General features: G+C 74.0%; 15 protein-coding genes and 1 tRNA gene. 11 read left to right on the top strand and 5 right to left on the bottom strand.

Annotation, left to right across the window (positions count from 1 at the left end; all coding sequences use genetic code 11):
- Positions 1–18 precede the first annotated feature (18 nt).
- On the top strand, positions 19–978 hold the full coding sequence (gene ligD, locus GA0070611_RS17330; RefSeq protein WP_091665478.1) for a non-homologous end-joining DNA ligase: 960 nt from the start codon (positions 19–21) through the stop codon (positions 976–978).
- A gap of 57 nt (positions 979–1035) precedes the next feature.
- Here the strand turns inward: ligD and GA0070611_RS17325 are convergent.
- From GA0070611_RS17325 to GA0070611_RS17310, 4 genes are all read right to left on the bottom strand, one after another.
- A tRNA-Arg gene (locus GA0070611_RS17325) sits at positions 1036–1107 on the bottom strand.
- A 77-nt stretch (positions 1108–1184) separates the two neighbouring features.
- Positions 1185–1880: a winged helix-turn-helix domain-containing protein gene (locus GA0070611_RS17320; protein WP_091665476.1), complete on the bottom strand. Its 696-nt coding sequence runs from the start codon at positions 1878–1880 to the stop codon at positions 1185–1187.
- Between the two features lie 201 nt (positions 1881–2081).
- Positions 2082–2753 (bottom strand): DUF305 domain-containing protein, encoded by a 672-nt coding sequence (locus tag GA0070611_RS17315; protein WP_091665474.1) that lies wholly within the window; start codon positions 2751–2753, stop codon positions 2082–2084.
- Between the two features lie 10 nt (positions 2754–2763).
- A complete protein-coding gene (locus GA0070611_RS17310; protein ID WP_091665471.1) occupies positions 2764–3585 on the bottom strand; it encodes a DUF3105 domain-containing protein in 822 nt (273 codons plus the stop codon).
- 98 nt (positions 3586–3683) lie between these two features.
- On the opposite strand from GA0070611_RS17310, the gene argS reads away from it, so the two are divergent.
- From argS to GA0070611_RS17270, 7 genes are all read left to right on the top strand, one after another.
- On the top strand, positions 3684–5348 hold the full coding sequence (gene argS / locus GA0070611_RS17300; protein ID WP_091665468.1) for an arginine--tRNA ligase: 1665 nt from the start codon (positions 3684–3686) through the stop codon (positions 5346–5348).
- A 4-nt stretch (positions 5349–5352) separates the two neighbouring features.
- Positions 5353–6738, top strand: a complete 1386-nt coding sequence (gene lysA, locus GA0070611_RS17295; protein ID WP_091665465.1) for a diaminopimelate decarboxylase — start codon at positions 5353–5355, stop codon at positions 6736–6738.
- Entirely contained in the window at positions 6735–8045 is a 1311-nt protein-coding gene (locus tag GA0070611_RS17290) for a homoserine dehydrogenase (protein ID WP_091665463.1), read from the top strand. The genes lysA and GA0070611_RS17290 overlap by 4 nt, the downstream gene beginning before the upstream one ends.
- A 105-nt stretch (positions 8046–8150) precedes the next feature.
- Positions 8151–9200 (top strand): threonine synthase, encoded by a 1050-nt coding sequence (gene thrC, locus GA0070611_RS17285; RefSeq protein ID WP_091665460.1) that lies wholly within the window; start codon positions 8151–8153, stop codon positions 9198–9200.
- A gap of 203 nt (positions 9201–9403) precedes the next feature.
- On the top strand, positions 9404–12793 hold the full coding sequence (locus GA0070611_RS17280; RefSeq protein WP_091665458.1) for an efflux RND transporter permease subunit: 3390 nt from the start codon (positions 9404–9406) through the stop codon (positions 12791–12793).
- Positions 12794–13035: 242 nt separating this feature from the next.
- The gene (locus GA0070611_RS17275; RefSeq protein ID WP_091665456.1) at positions 13036–13845 is read left to right on the top strand and encodes a polysaccharide deacetylase family protein; all 810 of its coding nucleotides are present in this window, start codon (positions 13036–13038) and stop codon (positions 13843–13845) included.
- 21 nt (positions 13846–13866) lie between these two features.
- The gene (locus GA0070611_RS17270; protein WP_091665454.1) at positions 13867–15141 is read left to right on the top strand and encodes an MFS transporter; all 1275 of its coding nucleotides are present in this window, start codon (positions 13867–13869) and stop codon (positions 15139–15141) included.
- Positions 15142–15199: 58 nt separating this feature from the next.
- Here GA0070611_RS17270 and GA0070611_RS17265 read toward each other — a convergent pair whose 3' ends face one another.
- Positions 15200–15628: a hypothetical protein gene (locus tag GA0070611_RS17265; RefSeq protein WP_157740343.1), complete on the bottom strand. Its 429-nt coding sequence runs from the start codon at positions 15626–15628 to the stop codon at positions 15200–15202.
- Between the two features lie 101 nt (positions 15629–15729).
- Here GA0070611_RS17265 and thrB point away from each other — a divergent pair, with 101 nt between their 5' ends.
- The 3 genes from thrB (at position 15730) to GA0070611_RS17250 (ending at position 22733) form a co-directional block, all read left to right on the top strand.
- Positions 15730–16668, top strand: coding sequence for a homoserine kinase (gene thrB / locus GA0070611_RS17260; RefSeq protein ID WP_091665448.1), 939 nt, complete (start codon positions 15730–15732; stop codon positions 16666–16668).
- Between the two features lie 295 nt (positions 16669–16963).
- Positions 16964–19126: a transcription termination factor Rho gene (gene rho, locus GA0070611_RS17255; RefSeq protein WP_091665445.1), complete on the top strand. Its 2163-nt coding sequence runs from the start codon at positions 16964–16966 to the stop codon at positions 19124–19126.
- 139 nt (positions 19127–19265) lie between these two features.
- Positions 19266–22733, top strand: coding sequence for a phosphodiester glycosidase family protein (locus GA0070611_RS17250; RefSeq protein WP_091665442.1), 3468 nt, complete (start codon positions 19266–19268; stop codon positions 22731–22733).
- Positions 22734–22888 lie beyond the last annotated feature (155 nt).

Here is a 22888-nt window from a genome sequence, read left to right as displayed (position 1 = left end):
GGACGGCAGGGTGAACGGATGGGTGCCGCTGACGAGACCCGGGACGGTGTCTCGCTGACCAACCTGGACCAGCCGCTCTTCGACGGCGCCGGGGCCACCAAACGCGACCTGGTCGACTACCTGGACGCGGTGCGTGACCGGATCCTGCCCGGTCTGCGGGACCGGCCGCTGTCGGTGGTCCGGGTCCGGCCCGGGCAGGACCCGTTCATGCAGAAGAACCTGCCGAAGTACACCCCCGACTGGGTGCGCCGCACCTCGGTCTGGGCGGAGGCGTCGCACCGCAGCATCTCGTACGCGCTCTGCGACGACCGGCGCACGCTGCTCTGGTTCGCCAACCAGCGGGCCGTGGAGTACCACCCGACGCTCGGGCGCGCCGGTCACCCGGAGCACCCCACCCAGCTGGTGCTCGACCTGGACCCGCCGCCGGGTGACTCGTTCGGCGCGGCGGTCGCGGTGGCGCTGCTGGTCCGCGAGGCGCTTACCGAGGCCGGACTGGCCGGCGCGGTGAAGACCAGCGGGGCGAAGGGTCTGCACGTGATCGTGCCGGTGGCGGACGGGACCACCGCCGAGGACGCGGCCGCCGCGACCCGGGCGCTGGCCGCCCGCACCGAACGGCTCGACCCGGCGCTGGCCACCACCGCGTTCATCGTCGAGGACCGGGGCGGCCGGGTCTTCGTCGACTCCACCCGGGCGTACGGGGCGACCGTGGTGGCCGCGTACAGCCCGCGGATCCGGCCCGGCACGCCGGTGTCGTACCCGGTGGACTGGGCCGACCTCGGCGCGGTGCGCCCGGCCGACTTCACCGTGCGGACCGTGCCGGCGCTGGTCGCCGGGCGGGACCCGTGGGTGCGGGCGCTGCCGGAACCGCAGCGCCTGCCGGCCGACCTGGTCGCCGAGGGGCGGACCATCCCGGTGGCCCGGGTGCAGGCCATGCACGAGGGCAAGCGCCGCGCGAAGGCCCGCCGCGAGGCGGGCTGACCGGTGTCCGGACGCGAAGAGGCCCGGACCAGCTGGCCCGGGCCTCTTGACTGTCTGTGCCCCCGGCAGGATTCGAACCTGCGCCCCCGCCTCCGGAGGGCGGTGCTCTATCCCCTGAGCTACGGGGGCTCAGCGACCCGAGAAGAGTAGCAAACCCCTTCCTGGATCACCCAATCGGCACCCCGCCCCCGGCGCGCCCCGACGGCTCAGGCGGCGGCCAGGGGGCGGCCGCAGCTGGGCAGCGGGTGCAGGACGATCCGGCGCGGCAGCCGGCGGGGCCACTCGTTGCGCGGCCAGGAGCCGTCGACGATCAGGTGCACCGTGTGCTCCTCGGCGCCACTGAGTCGCAGCACGAAGTCGCGGGGGAGCGGCGGGTCCACCGACGGCGTGGTGATCATGAAGCGCACCCGGCCCCGGGACGAGACGGCCGAGATCACGTCGGCGGCCGGCATGGTGCCGCGCAGCCGTACCCGGCCGATCCAGTAGACCTCCGCGGCGTGCTCCTGGGCCGCCCGGGTGATCGACGGGTACTCGCTGCGCACCCAGCGCTCCACCGCGCCGACGCAGAGCCCGCAGGCCCGCTCGCGGGGCTCGCGCGGACCCAACCCCCAGGCCCGCAGGTACGCCCCGACGGTGCCGGCGTCCATCGCCAGGTCGAACCGGCGCTGGATGAGGGTGGTGAGGCTCTGTCGCGTCCAGAGCTCCTCGTCCAGGCCGAACTCGTCCGGGTGGACGCCCCGCAGCATGTCGATCAGTTCGAGTTCCTGTTCGCGGCTGAGCGTTCCCGACTCGCCCTGCCGCAGTCCGCGACGGACGGCTGCCACCGCTCCGTCACCGCCGATGGTGTGGCGTCGGCACCAGCTGGTCACCGACCGCCCTGCGTCTCTGAGTGCAACCCCCACGTCTTTCGCAACGAGCGCGAATCACAACCGGTCACGATATGTATGGAGAAAAGTCTCCAAGACACCCAATCGGTCGGAAGCAGCTAAAGCCTGTTAAGCCGCATAACAGACAAAGCGTCCGACTGGACGCGGTGGCGGCCCTGGCCGGACACGGCGGAGGCCCGCGTCGCGCACGACGCGGGCCTCCGATCCGAGCGGGTGCTACAGGGTGCCGCCGAGGCGCTTCAGCGCCGCCTGGAGGTTGGTCAGGTCGGTCTGCTGGGTGTTCTTCATGACCTGCGCGACCGAGCGCACCTCGTCGTCGTGGCTCTGGTCGAGCACCCCGTCGATCATGTGCACCCCACCCAGGTGGTGCCGGATCATCATCTGCAGGAAGAGCACGTCGAACGCGCGGCCCCGGGCCGCCCGCAGCTTCGCCAGCTCCTCCGGCGTCGCCATCCCCGGCATCAGGCCGTTCCTCACCGACTGCGCGCCGTCCGGCATCCACGCCATCGGCGGCCGGTCGCCGGTCGGATCCAGCTTCCAGGAGCGCAGCCAGGTCTGCATGGTGCCGATCTCGCCCTGCTGGCCGGTGGCGATGTCGCCGCCGATCTGGCGCACCTCGGCGTCCTGGCCCTGCTGGAAGGCCATCAGTCCCATGCCCACCGCCTGGGCGTGGTGGGTGCTCATGTCCCGGGCGAAACCCGCCTCCGGGGAGTTCTCGCCCGGCCGGGTGAAGGTCGGCGTGAGCAGGCCGCCCGCGTACCCGAGCAGGAGGCCGACCACGACGGCGACGGTCACGGCGAGCAGGCCGTAGCGGTGCGCCGGCCGCCGGCCACCGTCATCGGTGGCCGGGGCCTCGTCGAGGTCGGTGTCCACGGTCGGAGCCGTCATCGCGTCGTCCTTACTGGGTGACCGGCTGTTCCATCTGGTTGCCCAGGTCCCGCGGGGTGGTGCCGGTCGCGGTGACGCCCTGGGCGCAGTTGGCGTTGGGGCCCTCGATCGAGGCGTTCACCCGCAGCGTCTTGATGAACTCGTCGATCCGGCTGTCGTCGGCGTTGTCGACCTTGAGCTGGAAGCCCCAGGCCTGCAGCGAAATCGGCTTGTCCAGCCCGTCGTACGGGCTGAGCATCATCTTCTCCTGGCCCTGCACCTTCTCCTTGAGCTTGGCCACCTGGTCGGCGGGCAGGTCCGGGCGGTAGGTGATCCAGACCGTGCCGTGCTCCAGGCTGTGCACCGCGTGCTCGTTGGCGATCGGGGCGTCGTAGACGTCACCCATGCAGTTCTGCCAGGACGGGTTGTGCGGGCCGGCGACCGGCGGGAGCACCGAGTACTTCACCGTGCCCTGCTGGTGGTTGCCGCCCTTGACCAGGTCCTTGTCCTTCTTGCGGAAGTCGACGACGCCCTTGATCGCGTCGGCCCGCTTCTGCCACGGCTGGGAGCCCTGGTAGGCCGCCCAGGCGCCGTACCCGATGATGCCGACGGCCAGCACGCCCACCGCGACGAAGAGGGCGATCGGACCCCAGTTGCGACCCTGGCTCACCTTCACCGGGGCGATCGGCTTGCGACCCTTGCCGCCGCCGGCGCCCTGCCGTGGGGCGCCCTTGCCGGCGCCGGCCTTGGCGGCGGGCTTGTCGGCAGCGGCGGGCCGGCCGGCGGCCGGCTTCTTGCCGGTGCTGACCACGGTCGGGCGGCGCTCCGGGCCGCCCGGGGTGCTGATGCTCATCGTGCCTCGTCAGGTCGGTCGGTCAGGGGGGCCGCGGGGCCGGTTCACATGCTGGTCGCCGCCGCGGGGACCGAGTCTACCCCCGATAACATGGTTCGGTGACTCCCGCAGAACTCGCCGAGGTCGTCCTCTCCGCCGCCCACGCCGTCTTCACGGACCGGGGCCTGGACCGGGCCGCGCTGCCCGCGCAGACGACCCTGGAGCGACCCCGTAACCCCGATCACGGCGACTACGCCTCGACGCTGGCGCTCCAGCTCAGCAAGAAGGTGGGCGTACCCCCGCGGGAGCTGGCCACCGCGCTGGCCGAGCAGCTCGGTCGGGCGCCGGGAATCAAGTCGGTGGAGATCGCCGGCCCGGGCTTCCTGAACATCCGGCTCGACGCGGCCGCCGCCGGCCAGCTCGCCAAGGTGATCGTCGAGGCCGGCGAGGCGTACGGCCGCAGCGACACCCTCGCCGGGCAGAAGATCAACCTGGAGTTCGTCTCGGCGAACCCGACCGGCCCGGTGCACATCGGCGGCGTCCGCTGGGCGGCCGTCGGTGACGCGCTCAGCCGGCTGCTCCGGGCCACCGGCGCCGAGGTCGGCACGGAATATTACTTCAACGACGCCGGGTCCCAGATCGACCGGTTCGCCCGGTCCCTGCTGGCCGCCGCCAAGGGCGAGCCCGCCCCGGAGGACGGCTACGGCGGCGCGTACATCGCCGAGATCGCCACCGAGGTGGCCAACCGCCGGCCCGAGGTGCGTGAGCTGGACGACGCCGCCGCCCAGGAGGTGTTCCGGGTCGAGGGCGTCGAGCTGATGTTCGCCGAGATCAGGTCGTCGCTGCGCGACTTCGGCGTCGAGTTCGACACCTACTTCAACGAGAAGGACCTGCACGACCGGGGCGAGCTGGAGCAGGCGCTGGACCGGCTGCGGGCGCAGGGCCACCTCTACGAGTCCGAGGGCGCGACCTGGCTGCGCACCACCGACTTCGGTGACGACAAGGACCGGGTGCTGCGCAAGTCCAACGGCGAGTGGACCTACTTCGCCGCCGACTGCGCCTACTACCTGGACAAGCGCGAGCGCGGCTTCGAGCGTGTGGTGATCATGCTGGGCGCCGACCACCACGGCTACATCGGCCGGATGAAGGCGATGTCCGCCTGCTTCGGCGACGACCCGGAGCGCAACCTGGAGATCCTCATCGGTCAGCTGGTCAACCTGGTCCGGGACGGCGCCCCGGTCCGGATGAGCAAGCGGGCCGGCACGGTGGTCACCCTGGAGGACCTGGTCGACGCGATCGGCGTGGACGCCTCCCGCTACGCGCTGGCCCGCTACTCCAGCGACTCGCCGATCGACATCGACGTGGAGCTGTGGACCCGGGCCACCCGCGACAACCCGGTCTACTACGTGCAGTACGTGGCGGCCCGGACGGCCAGCGTCGGGCGCAACGCCGCCGAGGTGGGGCTGACCCGGGGCGAGGCGGCCGACTTCCACGCCGAGCTGCTCTCCCACGAGAAGGAGAACGAGCTGCTCAAGGCGCTCGCCGAGTTCCCCGCCGTGGTCTCCTCGGCGGCCGAGCTGCGCGGCCCGCACCTGGTGGCCCGCTACCTGGAGCGGCTGGCCGGGGCGTACCACCGGTTCTACGACAACTGCCGGATCCTGCCGCGCGGCGACGAGGAGGTCACCGACCTGCACCGGGCCCGGCTCTGGCTCAACGACGCGACGCGGGTGGTCATCGCCAACGGGCTGCGCCTGCTCGGCGTCTCCGCGCCCGAGAGGATGTGACCCGGTGCGAGCGCACGAGGCCGGTGCCCTGCACGGCGACATCGGCAACCGGGGGCCGGCCTGGCTGCGTACCCCGGTCGACGTCAACGCCCTGGTGCCGCAGCTCTGGCCGCGCAACGTCGCGCGGTCGGCGGGCGGCGCGCTGACCGTCGCGGGCCTGGACGTACGCGACCTGGCCGCCGAGTTCGGCACCCCGGTGTACGTGCTGGACTCCGACGACCTGCGCGACCGCGCCCGTGAGTTCCGGGCCGCCTTCCCGGACGCCGACGTGTACTACGCCGGCAAGGCGTTCCTCTGCCGGGCGGTGGTCCGGGCGATCGCCGAGGAGGGGCTCTTCCTCGACGTCTGCACCGGCGGCGAGCTGGCCACCGCGCTCTCGGCGGGGATGCCGCCCGAGCGGATCGGCTTCCACGGCAACAACAAGTCGGTGGCCGAGCTGACCCGGGCGGTCGACGCCGGGGTGGGCCGGATCATCGTCGACTCGTTCACCGAGATCGACCGGCTGACCGCGCTCGCCCGCGACCGCGGGGTACGCCCCCGGGTGCTGGTCCGGGTCACCGTGGGCGTGGAGGCGCACACCCACGAGTTCATCGCCACCGCGCACGAGGACCAGAAGTTCGGCTTCTCGCTGGCCGGCGGGGCGGCCGCGGCGGCCGCCTTCAAGATCCTCGACGAGGGCGTGCTGGAGCTGCGTGGCCTGCACTCGCACATCGGCTCGCAGATCTTCGACGCCAGCGGCTTCGAGGTCTCCGCCCGGCGGGTGCTCGCCCTGCAGGCGCAGATCCGCGACGCCCGGGGGGTGGAGCTGCCCGAGCTGGACCTGGGCGGCGGCTTCGGCATCGCGTACACCACCCAGGACGACCCGGCCAGCCCGCACGAGCTGGCCAAGCGGCTCCGCAAGATCGTCGACGGGGAGTGCGCGGCCGAGCAACTGGCCGTCCCGCACCTCTCCATCGAGCCGGGGCGGGCCATCGTCGGGCCGGCCGTGTTCACCCTCTACGAGGTCGGGACCGTCAAGGACGTCGACGGCCTGCGGACGTACGTGAGCGTGGACGGCGGGATGAGCGACAACATCCGTACCGCCCTCTACGACGCGTCCTACTCGGCCACCGTGGCCAACCGGGCCTCGGCCGCCGAGCCACTGCTCGCCCGCGTGGTGGGAAAGCACTGTGAGTCCGGGGACATCGTGGTGAAGGATGAATTCCTGCCCGCAGACGTGCAGCCCGGAGATCTTGTCGCGGTGCCCGGCACCGGGGCCTACTGCCGGAGCATGGCCAGCAACTACAACCATGTCCCGCGGCCCCCGGTCGTCGCCGTCCGGGACGGACGGGCCCGGCTGATCGTCCGCCGGGAGACCGAAGACGACCTGCTCGCATTGGATGTCGGATGACCTCACCCGTTCGCTTGGCGTTGCTCGGCTGCGGCACGGTCGGCAGCGACGTGGTGCGGCTGCTGCACGAGCAGTCGGCCGACCTCGCCGCCCGGATCGGCGCCCCGCTGGAGATCGCCGGGATCGCCGTACGCCGGCTCGGCCGTGACCGGGGCGACCTGCCGGTCGACCCGGCCCTGTTCACCACCGACGCGCTCGGCCTGATCAAGCGGGACGACGTCGACGTCGTGGTGGAGGTGGTCGGCGGCATCGAGCCGGCCCGGGGCTGGCTGGTCGAGGCGCTGCGTGCCGGCAAGAGCGTGGTCACCGCCAACAAGGCGCTGCTCGCCGAGGACGGCGCGACGCTGCACGACGCGGCCGCCGAGGGCGGCGCGGACCTCTACTACGAGGCCAGCGTCGCCGGCGCGATCCCGCTGCTGCGCCCGCTGCGCGAGTCGCTGCACGGCGACCGGATCAACCGGGTCACCGGCATCGTGAACGGCACCACCAACTTCATCCTGTCCGCGATGGACGCCACCGGGGCCGGCTTCACCGAGGCGCTGGAGGAGGCCACCGAGCTGGGCTACGCCGAGGCCGACCCGACCGCCGACGTGGAGGGCTTCGACGCCGCCGCCAAGGCCGCGATCCTCGCCTCGCTGGCGTTCCACACCCGGGTCACCGCGGCGGACGTGCACCGCGAGGGCATCACCGAGGTGACCGCCGCCGACGTGGCCAGCGCCAAGGCGATGGGCTGCACCATCAAGCTGCTCTGCATCGCCGCCCGGGGCACCGACGCGGCGGGCCGCGAGACGGTGAGCGTCCGGGTGCACCCGGCGATGATCCCGTCGACCCACCCGCTGGCCGGCGTCGGTGACGCGTTCAACGCGGTCTTCGTCGAGGCCGAGGCGGCCGGCCAGCTGATGTTCTACGGCCGGGGCGCGGGCGGCGCGCCGACCGCCAGCGCGGTCCTCGGCGACGTGGTGGCGGTGGCCCGCAACCGCCTCGCCGGTGTGCACGCGGCCAGCGAGTCCGCGTACGCCGACCTGCCGGTGCGGCCGATGGGCGAGGCGCTCACCCGCTACCACATCAGCCTCGACGTGGCCGACCGGCCGGGTGTGCTGGAGGGGGTGGCCGGGGTCTTCGCCCGGCACGAGGTCTCCATCGCCACCGTGCGGCAGGCCCCGGCGGGCGGCGGCAGCGACGCGGAGCTGGTGATCGTCACGCACGTCGCGCCGGACGCCGCCCTGGCGGCCACCGTGCGCGAGCTGCGCGGGCTGGACGTGGTCCGCTCGGTGACCAGCGTCCTCCGGGTCGAGGGCGGGGCGTAGCGGATCGTCCCGCCAGATGGTTAGGCACGGGTGCGGCGGGTGTGGGCGCGGCGCGCTGCGCCACGCTTGACGTGCGGAACAGCCGGCAGAGGCGAGGAGAGCGACATGTGGCGGGGTCTGATCGAGACGTACCGGGACCGGCTGCCGGTCACCGACGCCACCCCCGTCGTCACCCTGCACGAGGGGAACACTCCGCTGCTGCCGGCCCCGGCGCTCGCCAGCCGGACCGGGGCGGACGTCTGGCTGAAGGTGGAGGGGGCCAACCCCACCGGCTCGTTCAAGGACCGCGGCATGACCCTCGCCGTCTCCAAGGCCGTCGGGGCCGGTGACAAGGCGATCATCTGCGCCTCCACCGGCAACACCAGCGCCTCCGCCGCGGCGTACGCGGCCCGCGCCGGGATCACCTGCGCGGTGCTGGTGCCGCAGGGCAAGATCGCGCTGGGCAAGCTGGCCCAGGCGCTGGTGCACGGCGCGAAGCTGCTCCAGGTGCAGGGCAACTTCGACGACTGCCTGGCGCTGGCCGGCAAGCTCGCCCAGGACTACCCGGTGGCCCTGGTCAACTCGGTCAACATCGACCGGCTGCACGGGCAGAAGACGGCCGCCTTCGAGATCGTCGAGGCGCTCGGCGACGCGCCGGACATCCACTGCCTGCCGGTCGGCAACGCGGGCAACATCTCCGCCTACTGGATGGGCTACTCGGAGGACCTGCGCGACGGCAACGCCACGCGTGCCCCGAAGATGTACGGCTTCCAGGCCGCCGGGGCGGCGCCCATCGTGACCGGTCAGATGGTGCCGGAGCCGTCCACCATCGCCACCGCGATCCGGATCGGCAACCCGGCGAGCTGGACCAAGGCGATCGACGCCCGGGACGCCTCGGAGGGCCTGATCGCCGCGGTCACGGACCGGGAGATCCTGGCGGCGTACCGGCTGCTCGCCCGCGAGGTGGGCGTCTTCGTGGAGCTGGGCAGCGCGGCCAGCGTGGCGGGGCTGCTCCAGCAGGCGGCCGCGGGCCGGGTGCCGGCCGGCGCCACGATCGTCTGCACGGTCACCGGCCACGGCCTCAAGGACCCCGAGTGGGCGATCAGCACCGCCCCCGCCCCCATCACCATCGCCAACGACGCCCTCGCCGCCGCCCGCTCCCTCGACCTCGCCTGACCCACCCTCCCCTCCGGGGCCCTCGGCGTGCCCGTACCCGGCGGCGTCGATCATGAAGTTAGCGGCGTCGGGAAGCGCTTTCCCGACCGTCAACCTCATGATCGACGACCGCTCGGGAGGCCGGGGGTGGTGCGGGGGAGCGCGGTGGGGTGGGGGAGGATCAGGGCCCCCGCCGACACCTCTCTCAGGAGTGAGTAACGCAGATGTCGCTGCTCGCCAGATTCAGCCTCGCCAACCGGGGCCTGGTCGCCCTCATCGCGCTGGTGACCGCCGCGTTCGGGGCGTACGCCGTGCCGTCGCTGAAGCAGCAGCTGCTGCCGTCCCTGGAGTTCCCCGCCGCGTTCGTCGTGGCGGCGTACCCGGGCGCCGCGCCGGAGATCGTCGAGTCCCAGGTCACCGAGCCGATCGAGACCGGCCTCCAGGGCATCCCCGGGCTGGAGAAGGTCACCTCCACCTCCCGCGAGGGCTCCACCACGGTCCAGGTGCAGTACGAGTTCGGCACCGACCTGGACGACGTGGTCAACAAGATGCAGACCGCGCTGAGCCGGATCGACGCGCAGCTGCCGGAGGGCGTGGACCCGCAGGTCCTCGCCGGCAGCACCGACGAGATCCCGGCCGTGGTGGTGGCCGCGACCGGCGGCGGCGACGAGCAGGCGCTGGCGGAGAAGCTGCGCAGCACCGTCGTACCCGAGCTGGAAGGGCTCGACGGGGTGCGCACGGTCGAGGTGACCGGCACCCGTGACCAGGTCGTGCTGATCACCCCGGACCCGGCGAAGCTGGCCGCGACCCGGATCGCCCCCACCGCCATCGCCCAGGCGCTCAAGACCAACGGCGTCGCGGTGCCGGCCGGCGCGGTGGCCGACGGCAGCCGGTCGCTGCCGGTGCAGGTCGGCTCCCCGATCCGTACCCTCGACGACCTGAGGGGCATCGTGCTGGCCACCGCGCCGGCCGCCCCGGTCCGGCTCGGCGACGTGGCGACCGTGACCGAGCAGCTCGCCCCGGCCACCGGCTTCACCCGGACCAACGGCAAGCCCAGCCTGGGCATCGCGGTCACCGCCACCCCGGACGGCAACGCGGTCCGCATCTCGCACGAGATCCGGGACCGGCTGGACGCGCTGAAGTCGGCCTCCGGCGCGGAGCTGACCGTGGTCTTCGACCAGGCGCCGTTCGTCGAGCGGTCCATCGAGAGCCTCACCACCGAGGGCCTGCTCGGCCTGGTGATGGCGGTCGTGGTGATCCTGGTCTTCCTGCTCTCGGTCCGGTCCACGGTGGTCACCGCGGTCTCCATCCCGCTCTCGGTGCTGGTCGCGCTGATCGTGCTCTGGGCCGGTGACTACTCGCTCAACCTGCTCACCCTCGGCGCGTTGACCATCGCGGTGGGCCGGGTGGTCGACGACTCGATCGTGGTGCTGGAGAACATCAAACGACACCTGGAGTACGGCGAGCCGAAGCGCGAGGCGATCCTCGGCGCGGTCCGCGAGGTGGCCGGCGCGGTCACCGCCTCCACCCTCACCACGGTCGCCGTCTTCGCGCCGATCGCGCTGGTGGGCGGCTTCGTCGGGCAGCTCTTCGCGCCGTTCGCGATCACCGTGACGGTGGCCCTGCTCGCCTCGCTGCTGGTGTCGCTGACGGTGATCCCGGTGCTGGCGTACTGGTTCCTCAAGCAGCGCGCCGGCACCGACGAGGCGGCCCGGCGGGCGGCCGAGGAGAAGGAGCTGCGCAGCCCGCTGCAGAAGGCGTACCTGCCGGCGATCGGCTTCGCCACCCGGTCCCGGGGCACCCGCTGGGCCACCGTCGGGCTGGGCCTGCTGGTGCTGCTCGGCACGTTCGGGCTGGCCCAGAAGCTGGAGACCAATTTCCTCGACGACTCCGGCCAGGACACCCTGAGCATCTCCCAGGAGCTGCCGGCGGGCACCGGCCTGGCCGGCACCGACGACGCCGCAGCGTCGGTCGAGGCGGTGCTCGGCCGTACCGACGGCGTGCGGACGTACCAGGTCAGCGCGGGTCGCGGCGACCAGCCGTGGGCCGGTGGCGGGGGCAACAACACCGCCTCCTACCAGGTGGCGCTGGACGAGGACACCGACGCGGCGACGGTCAAGCGGACGCTGCGCCGGGAGTTCGACGCGCTCGGCCCGTCGGTCGGCGAGCTGAGCTTCGGCGCCGGCCGGGAGGGTGCGTCGGCCAACCAGATCGAGGTCGTGGTGCAGGCCGCCGACCAGGAGACGCTGACCCGGGCGGCCGAGGCCGCCCGTGCGGCGATGGCCGGTACGCCGGGCGTCGAGGACGTCGCCACCAGCCTCGCCACCCGGGTGCCCCGGGTCGAGGTGACCGTGGACCGGGTCGCCGCCGCGCGGGCCGGGCTCACCGAGGCGGCCGTCGGGCAGCTCGTCGCGCAGGCGTACCGGGGTGCCCCGCTGGGGCAGGTCGGGCTGGACGGCGCGCCGCGCGACGTGGTGCTGAGCACCGGCGCCCGGCCGCCGCTGAGCGTTCAGGAGCTGCGGGCGCTGCCGGTGGGCCGGGTAAAGCTGGACGACATCGCCGACGTGAACCAGGTCGACGGCCCGCAGCAGGTGACCCGGATCGACGGTGAGCGCAGCGTGTCGGTCACCGGTACGGCGGCCGGCTCCAACCTCGGCGCCACCACCCAGGAGCTGCAGAAGCGGCTGGACGCGCTGGACGTACCGGGGGCTACCTTCACCGTCGGCGGGGTCAGCGCCGACCAGAAGGACGCCTTCGCCGACCTGGGGCTGGCCGTGCTGGCCGCGATCGCGATCGTCTTCCTGATCATGGTGGGTACGTTCCGCAGCCTGACCCAGGCGCTGATCCTGCTGATCTCGGTGCCGTTCGCGGCCACCGGGGCGATCGCGCTGCTGCTGGCCACCGGCACGCCGCTGGGCGTACCGGCGCTGATCGGCGTGCTCATGCTGGTCGGCATCGTGGTGACCAACGCGATCGTGCTGCTCGACCTGATCAACCAGTACCGGGCGCAGGGGATGGGCGTCACCGAGGCGGTGGTCGAGGGCGGTCGGCGCCGGCTGCGTCCGATCCTGATGACCGCGGTGGCCACGGTGTTCGCGCTGCTGCCGATGGCGTTCGGGCTCACCGGTGAGGGCGGGTTCATCTCCCGCCCGCTGGCGATCGTGGTGATCGGTGGCCTGCTCAGCTCGACCCTGCTGACGCTGATCCTGGTGCCCACCCTCTACACGATGGTGGAGCGCACCAAGGAGTCGCTGCGTGGGCGGCGGGCCGCCCGCCGGGGCGACGCGCCGGAGGCCACCGGCGTCCCGGAGACGGTCGGGGCCGCCGCGACCGGGGCCGATTCGGGCGGCACCGGTGCCGGCGGCGCCGTCTCGGGCGGCACGGTTTCGGGCGGCACCGGTGCCGGCGGCGCCGTCTCGGGCGGCACGGTTTCGGGCGGCACCGGTTCGGCCGGGTCCGCGCCGGCCGGAGCCGGTGAGTCCGCGCCGGCCCGGCGCCCCGGTGAGTCGGTCGTCCGGCCGGCCCCGTCGGCCGCGCTCGTCGACGGCACCGACCAGTTCGAGGTGCTCCGCCTGCCCAAGAGCCGCCAGTCGCCCCTCCCGCCCGCGGACTGACCGCGCCCGTCGGCCCTCGCCCGCCCCGGGGTGCGAGCGATCAAGATCCGCGCGACTTCGGGGAAGGTGTGGTCTCGGCTCGCCGGGAGGCAGCACTTTCCCGGAAGTCGCGCGGATCTCGGCGAGGGTCGGGCGGGGAGCGGGCGGTGGAACGGAAAGGGGACAGTGGGGCGGTTTCCGGCGCGGTACCGTGGGTCAACCGGCTCTCACTGCGGGTGGCCGGGTGGCGCGGGAGCGGGGCCATGGCGGACGGCGGGGGCCGGTGGGGCAGGCGTACGGTCCTGCGGCGCACCGCCCTGCTGGCCGGCGGAGCCGCGCTCGGCGTCGCCGGCACCGCGCAGAGCACCTGGATCGCCGATCGGCGGCTGCCGCTCGCCGGTGGCCCGGCCAGCGCCACCCTGGGCAACCGCTACCAGCAGGTGGGTGCGGGCGCGGTCGAGGTGTCCTGGGGGGTCCGCACCACCGAGCGGCTGATCGCGCTCACCTTCGACGACGGCCCCCGGCCGCAGTGGACGCCGATGGTGCTGGACACCCTGGCGGAGCACGCCGTCCCGGCCACCTTCTTCCTGGTCGGTGAGCGGGCCCGGCGGCACGCCGCCCTGGTGCGCGGCCGGCTGGCCGGGCACGAGGTCGGCAACCACAGCTGGGCGCACCACGACCTGGCCCGGATGGACGCCGCCGCCGCGTACGACGACCTGCGCCGCAGCCACGACGCGATCGTCGCGGCGACGGGCACGGCGCCGCGCCTGCTCCGCCCGCCCTGGGGGCACCTCGGCGGCGCGGTGCTGCACGCAGCCGCCCGGCTCGACTACCGCCTGGTGCTGTGGACGTTGCAGATGGTCGAGGGGGAGTTCCCGCACGACCCGGCGGGGCACGCCCGGCGGATCGTCGCCGATGTGCAGCCCGGCACCATCCTGCTGGCCCACGACGTCGGCACCGAGCAGCGCCTGGTCGCGCTCCGCGGCCTGCCCGACCTGATCGCCGGGCTGCGCGCCCGCGGGTACACCTTCGTCACGGTCTCTCAACTGCTGCACCGCGCCGCTGTGGTCTGACCGGCCCGGTAGGGTTCCGGCGTGTCACCCACCGTCTCGGTCCTCGTCCGCAACCGCGACTTCCGCAACCTCTTCCTCGCCGAGCTGGTGGTCTTCGGCTCGGACTGGTTCGTCATGGTCCCGCTGCTGGTGCTGCTGCCGGCGTTGACCGGGAGCGGGGTCTGGGGCGCGCTGGTGCTCGCCGTGGACACCGGCACCCTGGCCCTGCTGCTGCCGTACACCGGCACCATCGCCGACCGGTTCGACCGGCGCAAGATCATGATGGCGGCCAACCTGGCCGCGTTGGCCGGTGTCCTGCTGCTGCTCGGCGTGCGCAGCGCCGGCACCGCCTGGCTGGCCCTGGTGGCGATCGCCGTGGTGGCGGTCGCGAAGGCGTTCTACTCGCCGGCCGCCCAGGCCGCCCTGCCCAACGTGCTCGACCCGGCGGATCTCGCCGCCGGTAACGCGGTGGCCGGTTCGGCCTGGGGGACCATGACGGTGGTCGGGGCCTCGCTCGGCGGCATGCTCAGCGCGGCGGCCGGCCCGTACGCCAGCTTCTGGGTGGCGGCGGGCAGCCTGGCGGTGGCGGCGGGCCTGGCCACGCTGATCCGCCGGCCCCTGCAGGCGCCCCGCGAGCCCGGGGCGGCGAGCCCGCGCACCTGGGCGGCGATCCGCGAGGCGCTGCGCTACATCGCGCACCGGCCCCGGGTGCTCGCCCTGGTCACCGTGAAGTCGGCGGTCGGCCTGGGCAACGGCGTGCTGACGGTCTTCCCGCTGCTCGCCGGGGTGTACGGGGCCGGCGCGATCGGCACCGGCCTGCTCTTCGCCAGCCGGGGCGCGGGGGCGCTGGTCGGTCCGATCCTGATGCGCCGGGTGCTGTCCAACCGGGCCTGGCTGCTGACCGGCCTGGCGCTCTCCATGTCCCTCTACGGCCTGGCGTACGTCGGCGCCTCGGTGGTGACCTGGTTCCCGCTGGTGCTGGTGCTGGTCTTCCTGGCCCACCTGGGCGGCGGCAGCAACTGGGTGCTGTCCAACTACGCGCTCCAGGGCGAGGTGCCGGACCGGTTGCGGGGCCGGGTCTTCGCCACCGACATGATGCTGGCGACCCTGGCCATCTCGGTCAGCCAGCTGGTGGTCGCCCTGGTGGTCGACTCGGTCAGCGAGCGGACCGTGCTGGCCGGCTGCGGTCTGGTCACCGTGGTCTACGCGATCGGCTGGCGGCTGGCCACCCGGCGGCTCTCGCTCACCGAACCGGCGTCGGAGCCGGAGTCGACCCCCTCGGCGGGGGCTGCCCCGGAGTCGACCCCGGCCTCCTGACCGGCCGGACGCGTCCCGGAGCCGCCCCCTCCGGGGCCCGGACCGGGGCCGGCTCGGCTCAGGGGCGCTGGGTGGGCTGCGGCGGGATCACCGGGGAGCCGGCCGGCGCCGGCCAGCCGGACCAGTGTGGCGGCGGGTCGGCGGGGCCGGCGGCGCGACGCCCGGCGAACGCGGCGGCGACCACCAGGGCCATGCCCGCCGGGTGCAGCACCAGTTGCAGGGGTACGACCAGCAGGTTGAGCTGGCTCAGCCGCAGGCCGCCCCAGCCCTGCGAATAGACGTGCGGCAGGGCCAGCACCCAGACCAGGTTGAGCACCGCCCCGACCAGCAGCACCGCCACGCCGCTGACGAGCAGCCGCCGCGCGCCCCGGGGCAGTCGCCGGTTGGTCAGCGCCAGCACCAGCCCGGTCACCAGGACCAGCAGGTACGGCACCTGGAGGAAGAGCTGCCATCCGGAGTAGCCGAGGAACCGCACGTCGTCTCCCACCGTCGATGGATTCGGCGTCAGGCTAGTGCAGGCGTGCCATTCCCAACCGGCGGGCGGCGCGGCGCGCTGTCGGTCGGGGGACCTAGCATGAGCCGGTGCCGATGACTTTCGCCTCCGGCCCGGTCCGGGTCCGGACGCCCGCGACCAGCGCGAACCTGGGTCCGGGCTTCGATGCGCTGGGCCTGGCCCTGGGGCTGTACGACGACGTGGCGGCCGAGGTGACCGCCGGCGGCGTACGGGTCGCGGTGACCGGGGAGGGCGCCGGCGAGCTGCCGGACGGCGACCGGCACCTGGTGGTCACCTCGATGCGGGCCGCCTTCGACCTGCTCGGCGGTCAGCCGGCGGGGCTGGCGCTGGAGTGCGTCAACCGGATCCCGCAGGCGCGCGGCCTCGGCTCCTCCTCGGCGGCCATCGTGGCCGGCGTGCTGCTGGCCCGGGCCCTGGTCGAGGGCGGCGAGGAGCGGCTGGACGACGCCGCGGCGCTCCGGCTGGCCTCCGAGATCGAGGGGCATCCGGACAATGTGGCGCCCTGCCTGCTGGGCGGTTTCACCATCGCCTGGACGGAGCCCGGTGGCGCGCGGGCGGTCTCGCTGGCCGTCGCCGGGGCGGTCCGCCCCACCGTCTTCGTGCCCGGCGAGCGGGGCCTGACCGCCGTGGCCCGGGCCGCGTTGCCGGCCACGGTGCCGCACGCCGACGCGGCGTCGAACGCCGGGCGGGCCGCGCTGCTGGTCCACGCACTGACCGCGGCTCCGGCGCTGCTGCTGCCGGCGACCGTCGACCGGCTCCACCAGGACTACCGCGCCGAGGGGATGCCGGCGACAGCCGCCCTGGTCAGCGAGTTGCGTGCGGCCGGTGTGGCGGCTGTGGTCAGTGGGGCCGGGCCGACCGTGCTGGCGCTGACCGAGGTGCCGGCGGGCTTCGCGCCGGGAAGAAACTGGCAGCGCTGGGAGTTGCCGATAGACGTCAGCGGTGCCCGGGTCACCCGGGGTAGACTTGGACACGCCGAGCGGGACCCTGTTGCCGCAGGTCGGAAGAGTTGATTACGCTCTTACCTAGCACAGCCGCGAAGCATGCGATCTCCCTGCGGGTCGGCGCACCCCCGAAGCTCTCGGCGGTAAGCCCGTCACCCCTGCCAAAGGCCCACGCCGCACCGCAGTTTCCACAGGTCGCCGCAGGCGGCGAGACCTGCTCACCGACGTCGGTGAGTCGGGAAACCGACCGGCTGCTGTGTCACAGACTCCCGCGACGCGTCCTTGCGAGGCGGGTGCACCGAGGCCGCCCGGCCACCTGTTCCACGACTCCGGGCAGTCCCGGCCTATCGAGGGAAGGAATCCATTGAGCGACACCACCGACGTGACGTCGGATGTTTCCAACGTCGCTGGCGATGCCACCACCGCCGCCCCCACGCGCCGTCGGCGCAGCGGTACCGGCCTGTCGGCGATGCTGCTGCCAGAGCTGCAGAGCCTGGCCGCGTCGCTCGGTATCTCCGGTACGGCTCGCATGCGTAAGGGCGAGCTGATCAGCGCGATCACCGAGCGGCAGGGCGGCGCCGCCGCCGGAACCCCTCGACCGCGGGCCGAGGTCGCGGCCGCGGCCGCTCCCGCCCGTGAAGAGGTGCACGCCGAGGTCCGCGAGGAGCGGACCCAGGCCGAGCGCCGTCCCGCCGAGCAGGCGCCGGCCGCCGAGGCGACCGAGGGTCGTACCCGGACCCGTCGGGGCCGGGCCGCTGCCGCCACCACCGAGGCGCGGCCGGCGGAGACCCGGACCGAGGAGGCTCCCGCCGAGGCCGGCGAGCGGGCCGAGCGCGGCGAGGGCCGGGGCCGCGAGCGTGCGGAGCGCACCGACCGCACCGAGCGCGCGGAGCGCACCGAGCGGGGCGACCGCGGCGAGCGGGCCGAGCGGGCCGAGCGCGGCGAGCGTAACGAGCGCGCCGGCGAGCGTAACGAGCGCGCCGGCGAGCGTAACGAGCGCGCCGGCGAGCGTAACGAGCGCGCCGAGCGGGCCGAGCGTGGCGGCGAGCGGGCCGACCGCGGGGACCGGGCCGAGCGTGGCGGGGACCGGGCCGAGCGCGGTGAGCGCGGGGGTGACCGCGCCGAGCGTAACGAGCGGGCCGACCGCGGTGACCGCAACGACCGCGGGGACCGGAACGACCGGGGCGACCGGAACGACCGGGGTGACCGCAACGACCGGGGTGACCGCAACGACCGCGGGCCGCGCGTCGAGCGGGACAACGACGACGACGACGAGGGCGGCGGCCGGCGCGGCCGGCGCAGCCGGTTCCGGGACCGTCGGCGGGGCCGGGGCGACCGGATCGAGGGCGGCGACGGCGGCGGTGGCGGCCGCGAGCCGCAGGTCGGCGAGGACGACGTGCTCGTCCCGGTGGCCGGCATCATCGACGTCCTCGACAACTACGCCTTCGTGCGGACCACCGGCTACCTGGCCGGCCCGAACGACGTGTACGTGTCGATGTCCCAGATCAAGAAGTACGGCCTGCGCCGCGGTGACGCCATCACCGGCGCGGTGCGGGCGGCCCGGGAGGGCGGCGAGCAGCGGCGCGACAAGTACAACCCGCTGGTCCGGCTCGACACCATCAACGGGATGGAGCCGGACGAGGCGAAGCGTCGTCCGGAGTTCTACAAGCTCACTCCGCTGTACCCGCAGGAGCGGCTGCGGCTGGAGACCGAGCCGCACATCCTGACCACGCGGGTCATCGACCTGGTGATGCCGATCGGCAAGGGGCAGCGGGCGCTGATCGTGTCGCCGCCGAAGGCCGGTAAGACCATGGTGCTGCAGGCGATCGCGAACGCGATCACCCGCAACAACCCGGAGTGCCACCTGATGGTGGTGCTGGTCGACGAGCGGCCGGAAGAGGTCACCGACATGCAGCGGTCGGTGAAGGGCGAGGTCATCGCGGCCACGTTCGACCGTCCGCCGCAGGACCACACCACGGTGGCGGAGCTGGCGATCGAGCGGGCGAAGCGCCTGGTCGAGCTGGGCCACGACGTGGTCGTGCTGCTCGACTCGGTGACCCGGCTCGGTCGGTCGTACAACCTGGCGGCGCCGGCCAGCGGCCGGATCATGTCGGGTGGTATCGACTCCACCGCGCTCTACCCGCCGAAGCGGTTCCTGGGTGCGGCCCGCAACATCGAGAACGGCGGCTCGCTGACCATCCTCGCCACCGCGCTGGTGGAGACCGGGTCCATGGCGGACACGGTCATCTTCGAGGAGTTCAAGGGCACCGGTAACGCCGAGCTCAAGCTGGACCGGAAGATCGCCGACAAGCGGGTCTTCCCGGCGATCGACATCAACCCCTCCGGCACCCGCAAGGAGGAGGTCCTGCTCGCGCCGGAGGAGCTGGCGATCATCCACAAGCTCCGCAAGGTGCTGCACTCGCTGGACTCGCAGGCGGCGCTCGACCTCCTGCTGGACCGGCTCAAGCAGTCCCGCACGAACATCGAGTTCCTGATGCAGATCGCGAAGTCCACTCCGGGCGAGTGACCTGACAGGAGCGACCCGGACAGGGGCACGGCCGGCCGGCCGTGCCCCTGTCCGCGTACCGGGCCGGAGGATGAAGTTTTTCTACGGTTCAGTCCCTGGCTCTTGAAACTTCTGTTCAGTTCCGGGTTGACTGTCGTCCATGCGTACCCGCAGTCGATCCGCCCGTCTCGCCGGCGTCCTGCTGCTGACGCCGGCGCTCGCCCTGGTCGGGCCCGCGCCGGCCGGCGTCGCGGCGCCGGTGCCCGTGCCGGCCACGCCCGCCGAGGACGCCCCGGCGGCCTCCTCCCGGCCGGACCCGGCGGTCACCCTCGCCACCGCCCCGCAGGGCACCGCCACCGGCCTGGAGCCGGCCGGTGGCCTGGAGACCGCGAAGACCACCCGACCGGTCGCCCCCGGGCTCGACCTGACCTCCTTCGACCGGTACGACGCGGCCGGCTGGCTGCGCGCCGACGCGCTCACCGCCGACCTCTCCGGCGGGGTGACCGTGGACTACGTGAACTCCGGCGCGGTGACCAGGGACGAGCCGCTGCGGGCGGCGGTCGACCGGTCCCGCGCGGTCGCCGCCGTCAACGGCGACTTCTTCGACATCAACAACTCGGGGGCGGCGCAGGGCGTCGGCATCCGCTCCGGCGAGCTGATCCAGTCGCCGGTCGCCGGGCACCCCAACGCCGCCACGATCAGCGCCGAAGGGCTGGGCCGGATCGTCCAGGTCGGCTTCGAGGGCAGCGCGGCCCTGCCGGCCGGCCCGGTCCCGCTGACCCAGTTCAACAACATGGTGCAGCGCGACGGGGTGGGGGTCTTCACCCCGCTCTGGGGCGCGTACCCCCGGCTGCGGGCGGTGAGCGGCGCGGCCCGCGTGGTCGAGGTGACGGTGACCGGCGGCCGGGTCGCGACCGTGGCCGGCACGGCCGGCGAGGGGCCGATCCCGGCAGGGACGACCGTGCTGCTCGGCCGGGAGGCGGGCGCGGACGCCCTGGCGGCGCTGCGCCCCGGTGACCCGGTCGACCTGACCTGGCGGCCGAAGGCGTCCGACGGCGGCAGCCCCCGGGCGGCGGTGGGCGGCGGCAACGTGCTGGTCCGCGACGGCGTGGTGCAGAGCATCGCCGACGCGACCCTGGCGCCGCGCACCTCGGTCGGCTTCTCCGCCGACGGGCGCAAAATGATCATGTTGACGGTGGACGGCCGGCAGGTCGACAGCCGGGGCGTCACCCTGACCGAGATGGGCCGGATGATGGTCGAGCTGGGCGCGGCGAACGCGCTGAACCTCGACGGCGGTGGCTCGTCGACCCTGCTGGCCCGCGAGCCGGGCGCGGCGACGGTCCAGGTGGAGAACAGCCCGTCCGACGGCAGCGAGCGGCCGGTGCCGAACGGCCTGGCCATCTACGCGCCCGAGGGCAGCGGCCGGCTCACCGGGTACTGGCTGGAGACCGCCGGCGACCCGACCGCCGCGCCGGGCGTCGCGCCGATCCGGGGTGGCCGCCCCGACCGGGTCTTCCCCGGCCTCACCCGCCGGCTCACCGCGGCCGGCTACGACGAGACGTACGGCCCGGCCGCCGGCGCGCCGCAGTGGCGGGCCAACCCCGCCGACCGGGGCACCGTGGACGACCGGGGGGTGTTCCGGGCCGGCCGGTCCGGCCGCAGCACCGTCACCGCCTGGCGGGACGAGGCGCGTGGCACCCTCGACCTGACCGTGCTCGGTCCGCTGGACCGGATCGACGCCACCGTGGACCGGCTCGGCCTGACCGCCCGGGGCGACGCCGGCCTCTTCGGCGTGGTCGGCTTCGACGGCGAGGGGAACACCGCGCCGATCGAGCCCGCCGACCTGCGCCTGGAGTACGACCACGAGCTGCTCGCGGTCACCCCGAGGGCGGACGGCAACCTCGACGTCAAGGCGCTCGGCGACAGCGGCTCCGCCCTGCTCACCGTCCACGTCGGAGACCGCAGCACGGTGCTGCCGGTGACGGTCGGCCTGACCGACGTGCCGGTGGCCGGCTTCGACGACGCCGCATCGTGGACGTTCAGCCAGGCCCGCGCCGCCGGCTCGGTCGCCCCCGCGCCCGGCCACACCGGCACCGGCCTGAAGATGTCGTACGACTTCGGCCAGTCCACCGGGACCCGGGCCGCGTACGCGGACCCGCCGGCCTGGATCCCGGTCCCCGGCCAGCCGCAGGCGTTCGGGATGTGGATCAAGGGCAACGGCACCGGGGAGTGGCCGAGCCTGCACCTGCACGACGCCCAGGACACCCAGATCGTGCTCCGCGGCCCGTACGTGACCTGGACCGGCTGGAAGTACGTCGAGTTCGCGGTGCCGCCCGGCGTGCAGTACCCGGTCCGGGTGCGCCGGTTCTACGTGGCCGAGACCGACCCGGCCAAGCAGTACCGCAGCGAGATCGTCATCGACGACCTGGTGGCCCGGGTGCCGCCGACCGTGGCCGCGCCGGCCGAGGAGAACCGCACCGACCGGGTGGTGCTGCGCGACGGCACGGTGGACGGCGCGCCCTGGCGCTTCGCCGTCATGTCCGACGCCCAGTTCGTCGCCGCCGACCCGGACAGCGACCTGGTCGCCCAGGCCCGCCGTACGCTGCGCGAGATCAAGGCGGCGAAGCCGGACCTCCTGGTCATCGACGGGGACTTCGTGGACACCGCGTACCCGGCGGACTTCGCGCTGGCCAAGCGGATCCTGGACGAGGAACTCGGCGGCGAGCTGCCGTACTGGTACGTGCCGGGCAACCACGAGATCATGGGCGCCCCGATCGGCAACTTCCGCAGCGTCTTCGGCGACACCTCGCGGGTCGCCGACCACCGGGGCACCCGGTTCGTCACGCTGAGCACCGCCACCGGCTCGCTGCGCGGCGGCGGGTTCGACCAGGTGGAGCTGCTGCGGCGGACCCTGGACGCGGCGGCCACCGACCCGGCCGTGGGCTCGGTGACGGTGCTCTTCCACCACCCGCCCCGCGACCCCAGCCCGGCCAAGGCCAGCCAGCTCCTCGACCGCAAGGAAGCGGCCCTGGTGGAGCAGTGGCTGGCCGACTTCCAGCACCGCACGGGCAAGGGCGCGCTGCTGGTCAACGGCCACGTGGGCACCTTCCACGCGGACCGGGTGGACGGCGTGCCGTACGTGATCAACGGCAACTCGGGCAAGAACCCGTCCACCCCGCCGGAGCTGGGCGGCTTCACCGGGTGGACCGAGTTCGGGGTGGACCCGGTGACCCCGCAGGAGGCCGAGCGGGCCCGCCGCGACCCGCTCGCCGAGGGCCCCGACTGGGTCCGGGCCGAGTTCCACGCCCACGTCGACCGGCTCACCCTGGCCGCGCCGGGCGACGTCGCGGTCGGCGTCCCGGCGCGGGTCACCGCCACACTGCTCCAGCCCGGCGGCCGTACGGTCCCGGTGTCCGCCCCGGTCAGCGCCGACTGGTCCGGCTCGCCGAACCTGCACATCGGTACGGCCGACGGGGTGAAGCCGTGGCACGTGGCCCGGTTCGACCCGGCGAGCGGCACGCTGACCGCGCTGCGGCCCGGCGCGCAGGTGTTGCTCGCGGTGACCGTCAACGGGGTCCGCGCCGAGGCGACGGTCACCCTGACGGCGGCGCGGGCGCCCGCCGCCTGAGCAACGGCTCCGGTCGACGACCGGCCTGGCGGGGGCCCGGGGGGACCACCGGGCCGGTCGACCCCGGTGCCGGAGACGCGGAGGTGCCGCCGTGTCTCCGGCGCCGGTCGCCCGCCGACGGGCTCCTGCGCCTGGGGGAGGAGCCCGTCGGCGGG

This window comes from Micromonospora auratinigra (assembly GCF_900089595.1).
Classification (GTDB): Bacteria; Actinomycetota; Actinomycetes; order Mycobacteriales; family Micromonosporaceae; genus Micromonospora; species Micromonospora auratinigra.
The sequence above is the reverse complement of the archived record's forward strand: the minus strand, read 5'-3'. Positions and strand labels throughout refer to the sequence as shown.

Coding starts and splice junctions, on each gene's coding strand:
- ligD (WP_091665478.1), top strand. CDS start 19: ATGGGTGCCGCTGACGAGACCCGGGACGGTGTCTCGCTGACCAACCTG.
- GA0070611_RS17315 (WP_091665474.1), bottom strand. CDS start 2,753: ATGACGGCTCCGACCGTGGACACCGACCTCGACGAGGCCCCGGCCACC.
- GA0070611_RS17310 (WP_091665471.1), bottom strand. CDS start 3,585: ATGAGCATCAGCACCCCGGGCGGCCCGGAGCGCCGCCCGACCGTGGTC.
- GA0070611_RS17290 (WP_091665463.1), top strand. CDS start 6,735: ATGACCTCACCCGTTCGCTTGGCGTTGCTCGGCTGCGGCACGGTCGGC.
- thrC (WP_091665460.1), top strand. CDS start 8,151: ATGTGGCGGGGTCTGATCGAGACGTACCGGGACCGGCTGCCGGTCACC.
- GA0070611_RS17280 (WP_091665458.1), top strand. CDS start 9,404: ATGTCGCTGCTCGCCAGATTCAGCCTCGCCAACCGGGGCCTGGTCGCC.
- GA0070611_RS17275 (WP_091665456.1), top strand. CDS start 13,036: ATGGCGGACGGCGGGGGCCGGTGGGGCAGGCGTACGGTCCTGCGGCGC.
- thrB (WP_091665448.1), top strand. CDS start 15,730: ATGACTTTCGCCTCCGGCCCGGTCCGGGTCCGGACGCCCGCGACCAGC.
- GA0070611_RS17250 (WP_091665442.1), top strand. CDS start 19,266: ATGCGTACCCGCAGTCGATCCGCCCGTCTCGCCGGCGTCCTGCTGCTG.